General features: G+C 62.0%; 14 protein-coding genes. 4 read left to right on the top strand and 10 right to left on the bottom strand.

Annotation, left to right across the window (positions count from 1 at the left end; all coding sequences use genetic code 11):
- Positions 1 to 52: 52 nt before the first annotated feature.
- Entirely contained in the window at positions 53 to 2,659 is a 2,607-nt protein-coding gene (gene leuS / locus LXM55_RS22330) for a leucine--tRNA ligase (protein WP_233322357.1), read from the bottom strand.
- Positions 2,660 to 2,919: 260 nt separating this feature from the next.
- Between leuS and LXM55_RS22335 the strand changes: the two genes are divergently transcribed.
- Together LXM55_RS22335 and LXM55_RS22340 are read left to right on the top strand one after the other, a co-directional pair.
- Positions 2,920 to 3,240 (top strand): hypothetical protein, encoded by a 321-nt coding sequence (locus LXM55_RS22335; protein WP_233322358.1) that lies wholly within the window; start codon positions 2,920 to 2,922, stop codon positions 3,238 to 3,240.
- 127 nt (positions 3,241 to 3,367) lie between these two features.
- The gene (locus LXM55_RS22340; RefSeq protein WP_233322359.1) at positions 3,368 to 4,129 is read left to right on the top strand and encodes a YdcF family protein; all 762 of its coding nucleotides are present in this window, start codon (positions 3,368 to 3,370) and stop codon (positions 4,127 to 4,129) included.
- 50 nt (positions 4,130 to 4,179) lie between these two features.
- Here the strand turns inward: LXM55_RS22340 and lnt are convergent, their stop codons facing one another.
- The 5 genes from lnt to miaB all read right to left on the bottom strand — a co-directional run bounded on the left by lnt (position 4,180) and on the right by miaB (position 9,758).
- Positions 4,180 to 5,703 (bottom strand): apolipoprotein N-acyltransferase, encoded by a 1,524-nt coding sequence (gene lnt / locus LXM55_RS22345; protein ID WP_233322520.1) that lies wholly within the window; start codon positions 5,701 to 5,703, stop codon positions 4,180 to 4,182.
- A 190-nt stretch (positions 5,704 to 5,893) separates the two neighbouring features.
- Complete coding sequence (locus tag LXM55_RS22350; RefSeq protein WP_233322360.1) at positions 5,894 to 6,733, bottom strand: HlyC/CorC family transporter; 840 nt, start codon at positions 6,731 to 6,733, stop codon at positions 5,894 to 5,896.
- Positions 6,734 to 6,775: 42 nt separating this feature from the next.
- Positions 6,776 to 7,234, bottom strand: coding sequence for an rRNA maturation RNase YbeY (gene ybeY, locus LXM55_RS22355; protein ID WP_011063652.1), 459 nt, complete (start codon positions 7,232 to 7,234; stop codon positions 6,776 to 6,778).
- On the bottom strand, positions 7,227 to 8,246 hold the full coding sequence (locus LXM55_RS22360; protein WP_233322361.1) for a PhoH family protein: 1,020 nt from the start codon (positions 8,244 to 8,246) through the stop codon (positions 7,227 to 7,229). The genes ybeY and LXM55_RS22360 overlap by 8 nt, the downstream gene beginning before the upstream one ends.
- Positions 8,247 to 8,429: 183 nt before the next feature.
- Entirely contained in the window at positions 8,430 to 9,758 is a 1,329-nt protein-coding gene (gene miaB / locus LXM55_RS22365; protein WP_233322362.1) for a tRNA (N6-isopentenyl adenosine(37)-C2)-methylthiotransferase MiaB, read from the bottom strand.
- Positions 9,759 to 9,892: 134 nt separating this feature from the next.
- Between miaB and LXM55_RS22370 the strand changes: the two genes are divergently transcribed.
- Positions 9,893 to 10,219, top strand: a complete 327-nt coding sequence (locus LXM55_RS22370; protein ID WP_007927079.1) for a DUF1820 family protein — start codon at positions 9,893 to 9,895, stop codon at positions 10,217 to 10,219.
- A gap of 74 nt (positions 10,220 to 10,293) precedes the next feature.
- On the opposite strand, the gene LXM55_RS22375 is transcribed toward LXM55_RS22370, so the two are convergent.
- From LXM55_RS22375 to LXM55_RS22390, 4 genes are all read right to left on the bottom strand, one after another.
- Positions 10,294 to 10,848: a tetratricopeptide repeat protein gene (locus tag LXM55_RS22375; protein WP_233322363.1), complete on the bottom strand. Its 555-nt coding sequence runs from the start codon at positions 10,846 to 10,848 to the stop codon at positions 10,294 to 10,296.
- 218 nt (positions 10,849 to 11,066) lie between these two features.
- Entirely contained in the window at positions 11,067 to 12,350 is a 1,284-nt protein-coding gene (gene hemL, locus LXM55_RS22380) for a glutamate-1-semialdehyde 2,1-aminomutase (RefSeq protein WP_233322364.1), read from the bottom strand.
- A gap of 18 nt (positions 12,351 to 12,368) precedes the next feature.
- Entirely contained in the window at positions 12,369 to 12,992 is a 624-nt protein-coding gene (gene thiE, locus LXM55_RS22385) for a thiamine phosphate synthase (RefSeq protein WP_233322365.1), read from the bottom strand.
- Positions 12,993 to 13,010: 18 nt separating this feature from the next.
- Positions 13,011 to 13,808, bottom strand: coding sequence for a hydroxymethylpyrimidine/phosphomethylpyrimidine kinase (locus LXM55_RS22390; RefSeq protein WP_042941299.1), 798 nt, complete (start codon positions 13,806 to 13,808; stop codon positions 13,011 to 13,013).
- A 290-nt stretch (positions 13,809 to 14,098) separates the two neighbouring features.
- Between LXM55_RS22390 and LXM55_RS22395 the strand changes: the two genes are divergently transcribed.
- On the top strand, positions 14,099 to 16,465 hold the full coding sequence (locus tag LXM55_RS22395; protein ID WP_233322366.1) for a hybrid sensor histidine kinase/response regulator: 2,367 nt from the start codon (positions 14,099 to 14,101) through the stop codon (positions 16,463 to 16,465).
- The last annotated feature ends 65 nt before the right edge of the window (positions 16,466 to 16,530 follow it).

Raw genomic sequence — 16,530 nt, forward strand, 5'->3', positions numbered from 1 at the left:
GGCCCTGGAGGTTTTATTCGGCGCCCGATGCTGGACCGTGCGCCTGATCCAATTAGCTGGCGACGATGTTGACCAGTTTGCCCGGCACCACGATGACCTTGCGAATAGTCAGGCTTTCGGTGAAGCGCAGTACGTTCTCGTTGCTGCGAGCGGCGGCTTCGACCTCTTCGCGACTGGCGCTGGCCGGCATCTCGATCTGGCCACGCAGCTTGCCGTTGACCTGAATCACCAGCTGCAGGCTGTCTTGTACCAGCGCGCTTTCGTCCAATGCAGGCCAGCCAGCATCGATGATTGCACCGCTTTGACCCAATTGGCCCCACAGCTCGTGGCTGATGTGCGGAGTGATCGGAGCCAGCAGCAGGGCGACGGTCTGCAGGCCCTCCTGCAGCAGGGCGCGGTCCTGTTCACTGCCTTGCGGCGCTTTTTCCAGGACGTTCATCAAGGTCATCACTTGGGCGATGGCCGTGTTGAATTTGTGATGCTGGCCGACGTCCTGGCTAGCCTGCTTGATGGCCAGGTGGATAGCGCGGCGGACGACTTTCTGTTCGTCGCTCAGTGTCGCGACATCCAGGGCTCCCGGCAGCCCTTGGCTGACATGGGCCTGGGCCAGGCGCCAGACACGCTTGAGGAAGCGGTGTGCACCCTCGACGCCGGAGTCGGACCATTCCAGGCTCATGTCCGGCGGCGAGGCAAACATCATGAACAGGCGGCAAGTATCGGCGCCGTATTGCTCGATCATCGATTGCGGGTCGACACCGTTGTTCTTCGACTTGGCCATCTTCTCGGTGCCACCGATCTCCACCGGCAAGCCGTCGGAGATGAGTTTGGCGCCAATGATCTTGGCCTTGCTGTCGCGCTCCAGCTCGACGTCCGCCGGGTTGTACCAGGTGTAGCTGCCATTGGCTTCGCGACGGTAGTACGTCTCGGCAATCACCATGCCCTGAGTGAGCAGGTTCTTGAACGGCTCATTGGAGCTCACCAGGCCTTCGTCACGCATCAGCTTGTGGAAGAAACGCGCATAGAGCAGGTGCAGGATGGCGTGTTCGATGCCGCCGATGTACTGGTCCACCGGCAACCAGTGGTTGGCCGCCGCTGGATCCACCAGGCCGCCTTCATAGTGCGGCGAGGCATAGCGAGCGTAGTACCACGAGGACTCGACGAAGGTGTCCATGGTGTCGGTTTCACGCTTGGCCGGTGCGCCGCATTTCGGGCAGTTGCACTCGTAGAACTCAGGCATGCGCGCCAGGGGCGAACCGGCGCCATCGGGAACCACGTCTTCCGGCAATACCACCGGCAACTGATCTTGCGGGACAGGTACATCGCCGCAGCTGTCGCAGTGAATGATCGGGATCGGGCAGCCCCAGTAGCGCTGGCGACTGATGCCCCAGTCGCGCAGGCGGAACTGGGTACGGGATTGGCCGAGGTTCTTCTTCAGCAGCGCCACTTCGATGGCATCGAATGCGCCGGGGAAGTCCAGGCCATTGAACTCGCCGGAGTTGATCAGCTCGCCGTGTTCGCCGTAGGCGTCCTGCCAGGGAGCTGGAGTCTCATCGCCAGCGCTGGTGCGGACCACGGCCTTGATCGGCAGGCTGTACTTGGTCGCGAATTCGAAGTCGCGCTCGTCGTGAGCCGGCACGGCCATGACTGCACCGTCGCCGTAGTGCATGAGCACGTAGTTGGCCACCCAGACCGGGAGCTTCTCGCCGGTCAACGGGTGCTCGACGAACAGCGAGGTCGGCAGGCCCTTTTTCTCCTGGGTCGCCATGTCGGCTTCGGCGACGCTGCCACCTTTGCATTCGGCGATGAAGGCCTGCAGCTCGGGGTTGTTCTGGGCCGCCAGGGTGGCCAGTGGGTGCTCGGCCGCCACGGCGACGTAGGTCGCGCCCATCAGGGTGTCCGGACGGGTGGTGAAGACTTTCAGGGTGCCGGCTTCGCCGATGGACGCCTGGTCGTAGGGGAACTGCACTTCCATGCCGCGCGACTTGCCGATCCAGTTGCGTTGCATGGTCTTGACCTGCTCGGGCCAGCCCGGCAAATCGTCGAGACTCTCCAGCAGCTCATCCGCGTAGGCGGTGATCTTGAAGTAGTACATCGGGATTTCGCGCTTCTCGATCAGCGCGCCGGAACGCCAGCCGCGGCCGTCGATCACTTGTTCGTTGGCCAGCACGGTCTGGTCGATAGGGTCCCAGTTCACGGTGCCGTTCTTGCGGTAGATCACGCCCTTTTCGAACAGGCGGGTAAACAGCCACTGTTCCCAGCGGTAGTAGTCCGGCTTGCAGGTGGTGACTTCGCGGGACCAGTCCACCGCCAGCCCCAGGCTGCGCAGCTGGGTCTTCATGTAGGCGATGTTTTCGTAGGTCCACTTGGCGGGCGCCACGTTGTTCTTCATCGCGGCGTTTTCCGCCGGCATGCCGAAGGCGTCCCAACCCATGGGTTGCAGAACGTTCTTGCCTTGCATGCGCTGGTAGCGGGAAATCACGTCGCCGATGGTGTAGTTGCGCACGTGCCCCATGTGTAGTTTGCCGCTGGGGTAAGGGAACATCGACAGGCAGTAGTACGTTTCCTTGCCTGGCTGTTCACTGACTTCAAAGGACTTTTGCTCGTCCCAGAACGACTGGGCGGCGGCTTCGATTTCGCGGGGCTGGTAGTGTTCGTGCATGGCTACTTTTGTACTGAATAGGGGTGGCCTAATCCTCTTCAACGCAACCTCGGGTGGCGATGGCGCCAAATACGGCGTTTTTCAATGCCCGATGGAGCTGGAAGTGGAGTTACAGGAAGCGCCGTAGCATACATGACCGCGCTCTGCCGAGGGAAACCCTGATTGCTCGGGCGGGCCGTTGGTCGCGGCGGCGCGTTGCTTTCGGCTGTCCGACTAAGCTCAAAAAGGGGAGTGAGTCTTATCTTCGATGAGGTGAACGGATGCTTGAATCGCAGCGAAAAGAAACAGAACCGGAGGTGTATGAACGGTTGCTGAATCGACTGGCTCTGGCCCTGGACGCGGTCAAAACGGCGGATCGACTACGCAACGAGCGGCCTGTCGAGCTGGAACTGCGGGGTTTGAGCCGAGCAGAGTTCGAATTGATCAGGGCCTATCTGGCCCGTAACCAGCGTGAGATGCAGATCAATCCAGTGAGCAGCCTGCAAGCCCAGGACACGCCTTGTTCGGCCGAGATCATTTGGTTGAAGGACCAGGCGCCGGTCAAGGCCGTGGCGAAAGCCCGATCCCAACAGTTCAAGTAGGTCCCAGGGCCCTTCATTGGGTTTGACGAGGTCGTTGCCGAGGGCCTCGAGAGCAAAAGTTCCTAGCGTTGGTTGTTGCTGGACAGGTATCCCCTTTAGGCTTCGGGCATCTTGTTGGAGATGCTCGATGCCTTTTCGCTATTTCATCAAACAGTTACTGCTACCGCCCGGCATTCTCTTGCTGTTGCTGCTGCTTGCCTGGGGGTTGCGTCGTTCCCGGCCGCGGTTGGCGGGTTGGTGTTTCGCCTTCGGGGTGGGTGGTTTCTGGCTGATGAGCCTGCCGGTGGTGGTGGAATGGGGCGCGCGTGGGCTGGAGCGCCTGCCGCCTTTGCCGCAAAGCCAATGGGCGAGCCTGGCCGAGCAGGCGGATGCGATTGTGGTGTTGGGTTCGGGGCGCGAACGTGGCGACCCCGCCTGGGGTTCCGATCAGCCCACCGGGGTGGGGCTGGAGCGCGAACGCTATGCGGCACGTCTGGCCAAGGCTTCAGGGCTGCCAGTGCTGACCAGCGGCGGCCTGCACTACGGTACGCCGCCCACTGAGGCGGCGTTGATGGCCGAGTCGCTGCTCAATGACTTCGCTGTCAGCGTGCGCTGGCAGGAAGGTCGCAGCCGTACCACTTGGGAGAATGCGCAGTTCAGTGCCGATGTTCTGTTGCCATTGGGGGTCAAGCGCGTGGTGGTAGTCACCCAGGCTTGGCACATGCCCCGTTCGGTCTGGAGTTTCGAGCATGCCGGGTTTGTCGTGGTGCCGGCGCCAGTGGGCTTTCTGGGCGTGGATAACGCCCGCCCGCTAGGGGGCTGGATGCCCGAATTCAAATCGATCTGGCAGAGTGGCCAGTTGCTCAATGAAGCCGTCGGGCAGTTGGGCTACCGGCTGTTCTATCGCTGATTGCCGCACCGGCTCCCCGGGGTAGAGAGCCGGTTTGCCGGCGCAGGTTCCTAGACGGTCTTGGCAATCCGGCTGGCCAGCAGCGCCCAGCCAAACAGCAGTACGCACAGCACCACCAGCGGCCATGAGCGCCATTGCAGATAAGGCGTCAGGTTGTGCATGGGCACCACTTCGCCATACAGGATGCCGCGTTCGAACTGTGGAATCTGCACGGTGATCTTGCCGAATGGGTCAATCAGGCCGGTGACGCCGTTGTTGGTCGCGCGGATCATCCAGCGCCCGGCTTCCAGGGCGCGCATCTGCGCCATCTGCAAGTGTTGCAGGGGGCCGATGGAGGTGCCGAACCAGGTGTCGTTGCTGATGGTCAGCAACAGCTCGCTACGGGCCGAAAGGCCAGCCGCGAACTCGGGGTAGACCACTTCGTAGCAGATGAACGGTGCAATCTGATAGCCCTTGGCCTGCAACAGTGGCTGGTCGGCCGGGCCGCGGGCGAAGTCCGACATCGGCAGGTTGAAGAAGTCGATCAGGCCACGAAGCAGCTCCTGCAGGGGCACGTACTCGCCAAAGGGCACCAGCTTCTGCTTGAGGTAGGTGCCGTCCCCTTCGCCGGTCACGGTGATGCCGTTGAAGTAGCGTTTCTCATGGTGGACCAGCTCGCGTACCGGAACGCCAGTGATCAGGGCGGAATGACGATCGGCGGCGAAGTTGCCCATCATCGTCAGGTAGCCTTCGGCAGATTCCTTGAGCACCGGTACTGCGGTCTCTGGCCAGACCAGCAGGTCCACGCGCTTGCTGCGAAAACTCATGTCGCGGTACAGCGCCAGTTGGGCATTGAGCTCGGCCGGGTCCCATTTCATGCTCTGTTCGATGTTGCCTTGGATGGCGGCAACCGACAGCGGCTCTCCGGCCGGGCTGGTCCAGGCGTGACCTTTCAGGGCCAGGCCTGCGACCCAGGGGGCTGCCAGCAGTATCAGGCCGGCAACGATGAACCCTTTGCGCCCGGCCTTGATCAGCCGCGGCAGGTTGTAGAGCAGGGCTGCGGTGAGTGCCAGGGAGAAGGAAATCAGCCAGATGCCGCCCAATGGGGCGAGCCCGGCCAAGGGGCCGTCCAGCTGGCTGTAGCCGGAATACAGCCAGGGAAAGCCGGTGAGGAACCAGCCGCGAAAGGCTTCCTGCCCCAACCATAGGGCGGCGAATGCCAGGGCGTCCGCCAGTGGTGCTTCGTTGCGCCGCAACCAGCGGGCCCAGAGCCAGGCAGGTAGCGCGAAAAACCAGGCGATCGCAGCGATAAAGGCCAGCATCAGCAGGCCGGCGAGCAGGGCCGAGGCGCCACCGTAGGTATGGATGCTGACATAGATCCAGCTGGTGCCGGCGCCGAACAGGCCGAAGCCGAAGCACCAGCCGCGACCCAGCGCCTGGCGCGGTGTCAGCTCGCGCAGCCCGGCGTAGAACAGACCCACGGCCAGCAGTGCCAGAGGCCAGATGTCATAGGGGGCCAGGGCCAGGGTGGTGATGGCGCCGGCGACCAAGGCCAGCAGGTTGCCGGACCATCCGGGGCGGGTTGAGCGCTGCAAGAGGCGTTTCATCAGCTCTTTCCTGTGTCATGCCGGGTGAGGCACAAGGAGAATGGTTGGGTTGATTCAGATGAGCGTCGAGTTCCGCAGCGCTGTCCGTCCGAGGCGTCCCCGCGCTCTATCGCCTGAGGCCGGGTTAGCAGCCTCAAAGCGATGTCGCGGAGCGGGGGAGGGCAGATGACCCGTTTCCTCAGCGGGAAATCGGGGTCAGGCGCAGCAGATGAATCCGCCGGCTGTCGGCGTTGAGCACGCGGAAGCGATAGGTGCCGATTTCAGTGATTTCGTTGCGTTTTGGCAAGTGACCGAAAGCACTCATCACCAGGCCGCCCACGGTATCGAATTCGTCATCGGAGAAGTCGCTGTCGAAAAACTCGTTGAAGTTCTCGATCGGCGTCAGCGCCTTGATCAGGAAGTCGCCGCTGGGCAGCGGTTTGATGTAGCTGTCTTCCTCGACGTCATGCTCGTCCTCGATGTCGCCGACGATCTGTTCCAGCACGTCTTCGATGGTCACCAGGCCCGCCACTCCGCCGTATTCGTCGATGACGATGGCCATGTGGTTATGGTTGGCGCGGAACTCGCGCAGCAGCACGTTCAGGCGCTTGGACTCGGGGACGAAGGTCGCCGGGCGCAGCAGGTCCTTGATGTTGAAGCTGTCGCCGTTCTCCTTGAGGATCAGCGGCAGCAGGTCCTTGGCCAGCAGGACGCCCATCACGTCGTCATGGCTTTCGCCGATCACCGGGTAGCGCGAGTGCGCGGAGTCGATGACCGCGGGCAGGAACTCCCGGGGAGTCTGGGTCGCCTTGATGCTGATCATCTGCGAGCGTGGAACCATGATGTCCCGGACTTGCAGGTCAGCCACCTGGATGGCGCCTTCGACGATGGCCAGCGCTTCGCTGTCCAGCAATTTGTTCTGATGGGCTTCGCGCAGCAGCTCCAGCAGCTCCTGGCGGTTTTTCGGCTCATGGGCAAAAGCCTGGGTCAGTTTGCCCAGCCATGACTTTTGCCCGTTGCTCGATCGATCTTCGCTCATAGCGATTGCTCTGAATCCTTGGTTGTTACAGGGGGTTGTTGATCAGCTTTCGTCGTCTGCATACGGGTCAGGATGACCCAGTTCTGCAAGCAACGTTCGTTCCAGTGCTTCCATTTCTTCGGCTTCATCGTCATCTATATGGTCGTAACCCAGCAGATGCAAGCAGCCGTGAATCACCAGATGGGCCCAGTGGGCTTGAAGTTCCTTGCCTTGTTCGGCCGCTTCACGCTCGACCACCGCAATGCAGATAACCAGGTCCCCCAACAGCGGGATATCCAGCAGCTCATCCGGCACGTCGGCAGGAAATGACAGCACATTGGTGGCGTAATCTTTATGACGCCAGGTGTGGTTCAGCTCACGCCCCTCTGCTTCGTCCACCAGGCGGATGGTCAGTTCCGAATCGGCTGTGCGCTGGCGCAGGGCCAGCTCGCACCACTGGCGGAATTGTTCATCGCTGGGGGCCGGCTGTTGGCTGGCGCGCTGCAGGTCAAGCTCAAGCATCGTGGCGGTTGCCTCGGTCGGCGGAAGCCTTGGCGGCCTCGTCGGCGGCACGCAGTTCGAAGCGCTCGTAGGCTTCGACGATGCGTTGCACCAGCGGGTGGCGCACCACGTCCTTGGGCATGAAGTGAGTGAAGCTGATACCGGGCACATCCTTGAGCACGTTGATCACGTGGGCCAGGCCGGACTTGGTGCCCTTGGGCAGGTCGACCTGGGTGATGTCGCCGGTGATCACAGCGGTGGAGCCGAAACCGATCCGGGTGAGGAACATCTTCATCTGTTCCACGGTGGTGTTCTGGCTTTCATCGAGGATGATGAAGCTGTTGTTCAAGGTGCGGCCGCGCATGTAGGCCAGGGGGGCGATCTCGATGACCTGGCGCTCGATCAGCTTGGCCACGTGTTCAAAGCCGAGCATTTCATACAGGGCGTCGTACAGCGGGCGCAGGTACGGGTCGATCTTCTGGGCCAGGTCGCCGGGCAGGAAGCCAAGTTTTTCGCCCGCTTCCACCGCAGGGCGCACCAGCAGGATGCGGCGCACCTGCTCACGTTCCAGGGCATCCACGGCGCAGGCTACCGCCAGGTAGGTCTTGCCGGTACCGGCCGGGCCAATGCCGAAGTTGATGTCGTTGCCGAGGATTTCTTTGACGTAGCGCTGCTGATTCAGGCCGCGAGGGCGAATCATGCCTTTCTTGGTACGCAGGGCTACGGCGGCATCGGCCACCGAGGGGTTGTCCAGCTCTTCCACGGCAGATTCCTGCAAGAACAGGTGCACCAGGTCCGGCGACAGCTCGGTGCCCTTGGTTTCCCGATAGAGGCGGCGCAGGAGGTTTTCCGCGGAGGTGGTTTGCTTGGGTTCGCCAATCAGTTCGAACTGATTGCCGCGGTTGCGGATCTCGATCGTCAGGCGCTGTTCGATCAAGCGCAAATGCTCGTCGAATTGCCCGCACAGATTGGCGAAGCGGCGAGCCTCGAATGGTTCGAGGATGAAACGATGAGGTTCTATGGGTGCGTTCAAGGTCGTTTTTAGCCGCCCAACGGCAATTAAGATGGGTTCAAGGATAACGCCAGCGGCCTGGGTGCGAAAGCTCTTATGCGGCGTAATGACTGTCAGGGCTTTCCCGTAGGAAGCGGCTTGCTGGCGAAGGGGGGGCTTGGAGGTCTCTTCGCTGGCAAGCCAGTTCCTGCGCGATTTCAGTTGTTATGCCAGTAGCGAACCGCGCAGTGAGTGGGGCTGCGCCGAATCGATGTGCACGTCGGCGAACTGACCGATCAGTGTGGGATCGTCGCAGCGGAAGTTGACGATCCGGTTGTTCTCGGTACGCCCCTGCAGTTCGCCCGGGTCTTTCTTCGAGTAGTCGGTCACCAGGATGCGCTGGGTCGAGCCGACCATTTGTCGGCTGATTTCAAACCCCTGCTGGTTTAGGCGGTGCTGCAGGGCATTGAGCCGCTCCTTCTTCACGGCCTCCGGTGTTTCGTCGGCCAGGTCGGCAGCGGGTGTTCCCGGCCGCTGGCTGTAGACGAAGGAGTAGGAGAAGTCGAAGCCGACGTCTTCGATCAGTTTCATGGTCTGCTGGAAGTCCTTTTCGGTTTCCCCGGGGAAGCCGACGATGAAGTCCGAGCTGATGCAGATCCCCGGCACCGCCGCGCGCAACTTGCGCAGCTTGGACTTGTACTCCAAGGCGGTGTGATTGCGTTTCATCGCTGCCAGGATCCGGTCCGAGCCGGATTGCACCGGCAAATGCAGGTGTTTCACCAGTTCCGGCACTTCTGCGTGCGCCTGGATCAGGCTGTCGGAGAACTCCAGAGGGTGCGAGGTGGTGTAGCGAATCCGCTCGATGCCATCGACAGCGGCAACCACGCGGATCAGCTCGGCCAGGTCGGCCATGCGTCCGTCGTGGGTCTGGCCGCGGTAGCCGTTGACGTTCTGGCCCAGCAGGGTCACCTCGCGGACGCCGTTTTCCGCCAAGTGGATGATCTCCGCGATGACGTCGTCAAACGGGCGGCTGACCTCTTCGCCGCGGGTGTAGGGCACGACGCAGAAGGTGCAGTACTTGCTGCAGCCTTCCATCACCGAGACGTAGGCGCTGGGGCCGTCGATGCGCGGTTCGGGCAGGTGGTCGAACTTTTCGATTTCCGGGAACGAGACATCCACTTGCGGCAGCTTGGTGAGGCGCGCAACGTCGATCATTTCCGGCAGGCGGTGCAGGGTCTGTGGGCCAAAGACCACGTCCACATAGGGTGCACGGTCGCGGATGGCCGCGCCTTCCTGGCTGGCCACGCAGCCGCCGACGGCAATCACCATGTCCGGGTTGGCCAGTTTCAGTTCGCGCCAGCGTCCGAGCTGGGAATACACCCGGTCCTGGGCGCGTTCGCGGATCGAGCAGGTGTTGAGCAGGATGACATCCGCATCCTCGGCACGTGCAGTGACTTCCAGGGCCTGATGTTCACCCAGCAGATCCACCATGCGCGAGCTGTCGTACTCGTTCATCTGGCAGCCGTGGGTTTCGATGTAAAGCTTCTTGGCCATGGACCTCGGTCTCACGTGATTCAAAGAACCGCGCATTATAGGGTCCATGCCCACAGGTTCCTAGGGTTGTGCATCGGGTAGCTATGCTATAGTTCGCGCCCTATTTTTGTCCCCCGATGTGTTACCCGCCCGCCATGACCAAACGTGAAGCTCCAATCTACAAGGTGATTTTCCTCAACCAGGGCCAGGTGTTCGAAATGTACGCCAAGCAGATCTATCAGAGTGATCTGTGGGGCTTCCTGGAAGTGGAAGAGTTCGTCTTTGGCGAGCGCACGCAAGTGGTCGTCGATCCGAGCGAGGAAAAGCTCAAGGCTCAGTTCGAAGGTGTGGTGCGCAGCTTTGTGCCGATGCATTCGATCGTGCGCATCGATGAGGTCGAGCGCCTGGGGACGCCGAAGATCAGCGAGGCTCGCGGGGTGAGCAACGTCATGCCATTTCCGATGCCAATGCCGGAAAAGTAAGCCGGGTCGGCAACTTCACGCAGAAGCCGGTTCGAGTGTGGGGGCAGGCTTGCCAGCGAAGGGCATGAAAGCGTTTACGGCAGTGGCGAAAAAGGCGAACGCCCATCGGCGCTCTGCAATTCCATCAGGTATTTGCGGAAAATCTGTCCCAGTACCTGGGTCGCGACTTCCAGCTCGTCGCGCTGCATGTGCTCAGCGACTTCGTCCGCGGTGTCCAGGGCCTCTTCGGCGCCATTGACCGCAGCCATCTTCAGCACGATGTAGGCCTGAACGTTGTTGGCCGGCACGCCTTCGCCGTGGAAGAACATGGTGCCCAGTTTGAATTGTGCCTGGGCGTGGCCTTGCAAGGAGGCTTTTTCGAAGTAGCTCAGGGCTTGATTGAAGTCCTGCGGCGCACCTTTGCCTTCGTAGTAGAACTCACCCAACTCGTATTGCGCCTCGGCATCCCCCTCATCGGCGGCCTTTTGGCAGGCGGCCAGTGCCTCGGCCTGGTCCTGAGCCTGGGGATCGAGGGTGCAGCGACCCAGCGCCGGGATCAACAACGAGTTGCCGCCTGCTTGTGCATGCGCGAGCAGGGGCTGAAGGAGCAACAGGCAGCCCAGTGTCAGGGCGCGGCCGGTGCGGTTCATGGGAATCGACTTACCTCTGAGGGGCGCGGGGCCCAGCGTGGGGCCCAATAAGCGCGCATTATGAAATAAGCGGGGCCAACCTTACAAAGTCTTTACTCGTTTTTCTGCTGCATGGGTGCGATATCCCAAGGAATCTTCAGCTTTTCCAGGTTTCACTGGGGAAAATTCCAGTAAAGACCACAGCGGGCGTGATGTTTCGCACACCCGCCAGGCAGCGCTTACTTCAAGGCCGCGAATGCACGCTCTGCCGCATCCAGGGTCAGTTGCAGCTCGGCCTCACCGTGGGCGATTGAGGTGAAGCCCGCTTCGAAGGCGCTTGGTGCCAGGTAGACACCGCCTTCCAGCATCAAGTGGAAGAAGCGCTTGAACAGGTTGGCGTCGCTGGCCATCACGTCGTCGAAGGTGACGATGTCGTCGGCGCCGCTGAAGTAGAGGCCGAACATGCCGCCCGCCTGGGTGGTGACGAACGGAATGCTCGCCACATCGGCGCGTTGCTGCAAGCCTTCGAGCAGGCGGCTGGTGTAGTCGCTCAGTTCGGCGTGGAAGCCCGGGCGGCTGATCAGGCGCAGGGTAGTCAGGCCGGCGGCCATGGCCAGCGGGTTACCGGACAGGGTGCCGGCCTGGTAGACCGGGCCCAGGGGCGCGATGTGCTCCATGATCTTGCGCTTGCCGCCGAAGCAGCCTACTGGCATGCCGCCACCGATGATCTTGCCAAAGGTCGACAGGTCCGGTGTCACGCCGTAATGGGCCTGGGCGCCACCGAGGGCGACGCGGAAACCGGTCATCACTTCGTCGAAAATCAGCACCACGCCGTGCTGGTCGCAGAGGCGACGCAGGCCTTCGAGGAAGCCCGGTGCCGGTGGCACACAGTTCATGTTGCCGGCCACCGGCTCGACGATGATGCAGGCCACTTCCTGGCCGACTTCGGCGAGCATCTTTTCCACGGCGGCAATGTCGTTGAACGGCAAGGTCAGGGTGTGCTTGGCGAAGGCTGCAGGCACCCCGGCGGAGCTCGGCACGCCCTGGGTCAGGGCGCCGGAGCCGGCCTTGACCAGCAAGCTGTCGGAGTGGCCGTGGTAGCAGCCTTCGAATTTGATGATGCTGTCGCGCCCGGTGAAACCACGGGCCAGGCGGATGGCGCTCATGGTGGCTTCGGTGCCGGAACTGACCATGCGTACCATTTCCATGGACGGCACGATGGAGCACACGAGATCCGCCATTTCGGTTTCCATGGCGGTCGGTGCGCCATAGGACAGGCCGTGCTCCAGTTGTTTGCGCACGGCGTCCAGTACGTCCGGATGGCTGTGGCCGAGGATCATCGGGCCCCAGGAGCCGACATAGTCGACATAGCGCTTGTCGTCTTCGTCGGTAACGTAGGCGCCTTCTGCGTGCTTGAAGAACAGCGGGGTGCCGCCCACGCTCTTGAAGGCGCGCACTGGCGAGTTGACGCCGCCAGGGATGTGTTTCTGGGCGTTGGCAAACAGTGTTTCGGAACGAGACATGATCGGGCTCTCAAAAAATCAGCTGTTGAATAGGGCGTTGAAGGCGCGGGCGCGACGGGTCACTTCGTCGGCGCTATCGGCGCCGAACAGGCCATGGACCACCGCCAGCAGGTCGGCGCCGTGGTGCACCAGCGGCGCAGCGTTATCCAGGGTGATGCCGCCGATCACGCAGATCGGCAGGTGCAGGCTGGCCCGGGCCTGATCCAGCAACTCCAGGCTGGCCGTGGGCGCGCCGGGTTTGGTGGTGGAATTGAAAAAGCGACCGAAAGCGACATAGCTGGCGCCTTCCTTCGCGGCTTGCTCGGCCAGCGACAATTGGTCGTGGCAGGTGGAACCGATGATCGCCTGGCGACCCAGCAGGGCCCGGGCCGGCGTCAATGGGCCGTCGGTCTGGCCCAGGTGCACGCCGGCACCGATGCGCGCGGCCAGTTCGGCGTCATCGTTGATGATCAAACGGGTCTTGTAGCGCTCGCACAGGGCCAGCAGGGTTTCGGCTTCCCGCAGGCGGCGGGCCTGATCGTCGCTTTTGTCACGGTACTGCAACAGCGTGACACCGCCTTCCAGCGCTGCCTCCACATACTTCAGAAACTTGCCGGCCAACAGCTGGCTGTCGGTGATGGCGTACAGACCACGTAGTTTCATTGAGCAGGCCTCATGACATTACGAGCAGAAATCCAGCGGCAGGCGTCGCGGAACGAACTGGCCGCGGCCAAGCTGCTCGGCATCGCGCAGGGTGCGCCAGGTGTAATCCAGGGCAGATTTCACCGCACTGGCCAGGTGTTCACCTTGGGCCAGGCGGCCAGCCAGGGCACTGGCCAGGGTGCAGCCGGAGCCGTGGTAGCTGCCCGGCAGGCGCTGGCAGGTATAGGTTTCGCGCAGGCCGTCACGGCTGTACAGGCGATTGTGCACTTCATGTTCATCGCCGTGGCCGCCGGTAATCAGCAGGTGCTTGACGAAGGGCAGGAGTTTTTCGGCGCATTGGTCGGCGCTGCCTTCAGGCAGTTCCGCGAGAATTCGGGCTTCGGGAAGGTTGGGGGTGGCAATGGTTGCCAGGGGCAGGAGGCGTTCGCGCATGGCATAGCCGACTTCATCCTTGCCCAGCCGGCCACCGCCGCCGGCGCGCAGCACCGGGTCGCAGACCAGTGGCAGGTGCGGGTGGGCCTGGAGCAGTTCGACCACGGTGTCGACCATTTCCAGGGAACCGAGCATGCCCAGCTTGACCGCGGCGACCGTGGAATCGTTGAGCACGGCGTTGGCCTGGGCCAATACCCACTCGCGATCCAGGACGCGGAAGTCGCTGACGTTGACCGTGTCCTGCACGGTCAGCGCGGTGACAGCCGGAGCTGCATGACAACCCTGAGCCAGCAGGGCTTCGATATCTGCCTGCAAGCCGGCGCCACCACTGGGGTCGTGGCCGGAGAGACAGAGGACAACGGGGCGAGAGCTGTAGATATTCATGGGCGGCGAGCTTACCACCAAACGTTTTTTTTCGCGGCGCCCGGCGTGCAAGTGGGGGCTGGCTCTGCCTTGGCCAGCCAACTTGACCGAAGCAACAGCTCTAGCACGCTGGATTGCGCTGAAAGGCCCGTTCTAGAGCCTTTAGACTAAATTTTTCAATGGTGCTCAATGGCCATCAGCGGCTATGCTAGAGTGGATTCAAATCAATAACAGGTCATGCCGGTTTTGCGTCTGCTCAAGGGAAATGGGGGACTTCTTGACACCACCGGACAAGCCACGCTGGGGCTTTAATGCGCTATTTGCTGATGTTGCTGTTGAGCTTGCCGATGCTGGCTGGCGCCGCCGAGTTCGACGAGTTCACTCAACGCCTGCCCTTGGGCCGGGTGATGCAAGTACTCGAAGACGTGGGCGGGGAGGCGACAATCGCCGATGTCAGTGCGCAACCTTTGGCCGAGCAGTTCAAACCCCACGATAAAGACACCTTGAATGCCGGTTATTCGCGCTCGGCATTCTGGCTGAAAATTGACCTCGACTACCGCCCGGCCAACCCGCACGCGCAACGCAGCTGGTTGCTGGAACTGGCTTATCCGCCCCTGGACCACCTCGAGTTGTACGTCCCCGATGAAGCCGGCGGCTATCGCCTGGCGGGTCGTACCGGCGATGCCTTGCCTTTCGACAGCCGAGAGGTGCGGCAGAACAACTACCTGTTCAATCTGAATTTTTCGCCCCAGGAGCACAAGACCGTCTATCTGCGCCTGGCCAGCGAAGGCTCAATCCAGGCGCCAGTGAGCCTGTGGTCCAGCACCGCCTATCTTGAAGCCCAGCCGCTGCGCTTGTACGTCCTTGGGTTGATCTACGGGGTGCTGCTGGGGATGCTGGTGTACAACCTGTTCATCTACCTCAGCGTGCGCGACACCAGCTACCTCTACTACATCTTCTATATTGCCTCCTTCGGCCTCTATCAGTTGTCGGTCAACGGCGCTGCGGTGGAGTACTTCTGGCCCAACAGCCCTTGGTGGGCCAATGCCGCGACGCCCTTCTTCATCGGTTCGGCCGGGCTGTTCGGCAGCCAGTTCGCCCGTAGCTTCCTGCAGACCTCGCGTCACAGCCCCTGGGTCGATCGCATACTGCTGGCCTTGATGGCATTCGGGGCCTTGGTCATGGCACTTTCGCTGATGACCAGCTACGCCCTGGCATTGCGCCTGGCCACCACCCTGGCGCTGCTGTTCACCGTGGTGATCTACGTGGCCGGTATCGTCGCCTGGTGCCGCGGCTTGCGTGTGGCGCGCTACTTCATCATCGCCTGGTCGGCCTTTTTGTTCGGCGGCGTGGTCAACACCTTGATGGTGCTGGGTTACCTGCCGAACGTGTTCCTGACCATGTACGCCAGCCAGATAGGCTCGGCGATCGAAGTAGCCTTGCTTTCCCTGGCCCTGGCCGACCGCATCAACTCGATGCGTGAACAGCAGGCGCAGACACTGCTGGAGGCCGGGCAGAAGCTTGAAGTGCTGAACCAGCAGTTGGCCCACAGCAACCGGCTCAAGGATGAGTTCCTGGCCACCTTGACTCACGAGCTGCGGACCCCGATGAACGGTGTTATCGGTTCCCTGGAGCTGATGCAGACGCTGGAGCTGGACCCGGAGCTGGAGCAATACCAGCAGACGGCCGCCGGCTCGGCCCGAGACATGATGCGCATGGTCAACGGCATTCTCACCCTGACCGAGTTGCAGGCCGGCAAGCTCAGCGCCCAGCGCCAGCCCTTCAGCCTGCGCTCCCTGCTGACGGCATTGCAGACGCAGTACGGCGCCAGTGCGGCAGCCAAGTCGCTGGCCTTTCAGATCGACCTGGGCCCCGGCCTGCCCGAACGCTTGCAGGGCGACCGCTGCAAACTCAGCCATTGCCTGGAGTGCCTGCTGGACAATGCCATCAAGTTCACGCCCTCGGGCAGCGTGATGCTGCGAGTGCAGGCCCGTTCCGCTCCGGCGCAGCGGGTCAGCCTGAGCTTCGAGGTGATCGACAGCGGCATTGGTTTCGTCAATCTGGACGATGCGACCCTGTATCAGCGTTTCTTCCAGCTCGATGGTTCCATGACTCGCGAATATGGCGGGCTGGGGATAGGCCTGGCGATCTGTCGGCAACTGGTGGAATTGCTGGGCGGGCACTTGACTCATGAGTCGACGCCAGGCCGAGGCAGCTGCTTCCGCTTGCAGGTGGAGTTCGATGCCCAGGAGCCGGTTCTGCGCTCGCCAGTGGCGGTCTCGCAGCGTGCGCCGCAAGACTGCACCGTGCTGCTGATGGATGACAACGACGTCAATCAATTGGTGGTGCGCGGCATGCTGCTCAAGTTGGGCTACCAGGTACGCACTGCTGGCAGCCCCACGGATGCCCTGCAATTGCTGGGGCGTGAGCTGGTCAGTGCGGTACTGATCGATGGCGAGATGTCGATGGCGCAGTTGGGAGCGTTCCGTCTGCAGGCGCAAGCGCTGCCCGGTTATTCCCAATTGCCGATCCTGCTGGCCTGCGTGCCCGGTAAAGAGGGATGCCCGGCGGGAGCAGGCTCCGACTACCTCGCAAAACCGGTGAAATTCGAGGCGTTGCAAGCGGCGTTGTCGAGGTGTGTTCTTTCTGTGGAACAAGGCGAAAGCGCCGATATTTAGGCGGGTATGCCACTTTGTTCGGGGTGGGGGCGGTGCTTAACTGGGGCCTTGGCACACCCTGAAGG

It is taken from the genome of Pseudomonas sp. Au-Pse12 (assembly GCF_021341665.1).
GTDB lineage: Bacteria > Pseudomonadota > Gammaproteobacteria > Pseudomonadales > Pseudomonadaceae > Aquipseudomonas.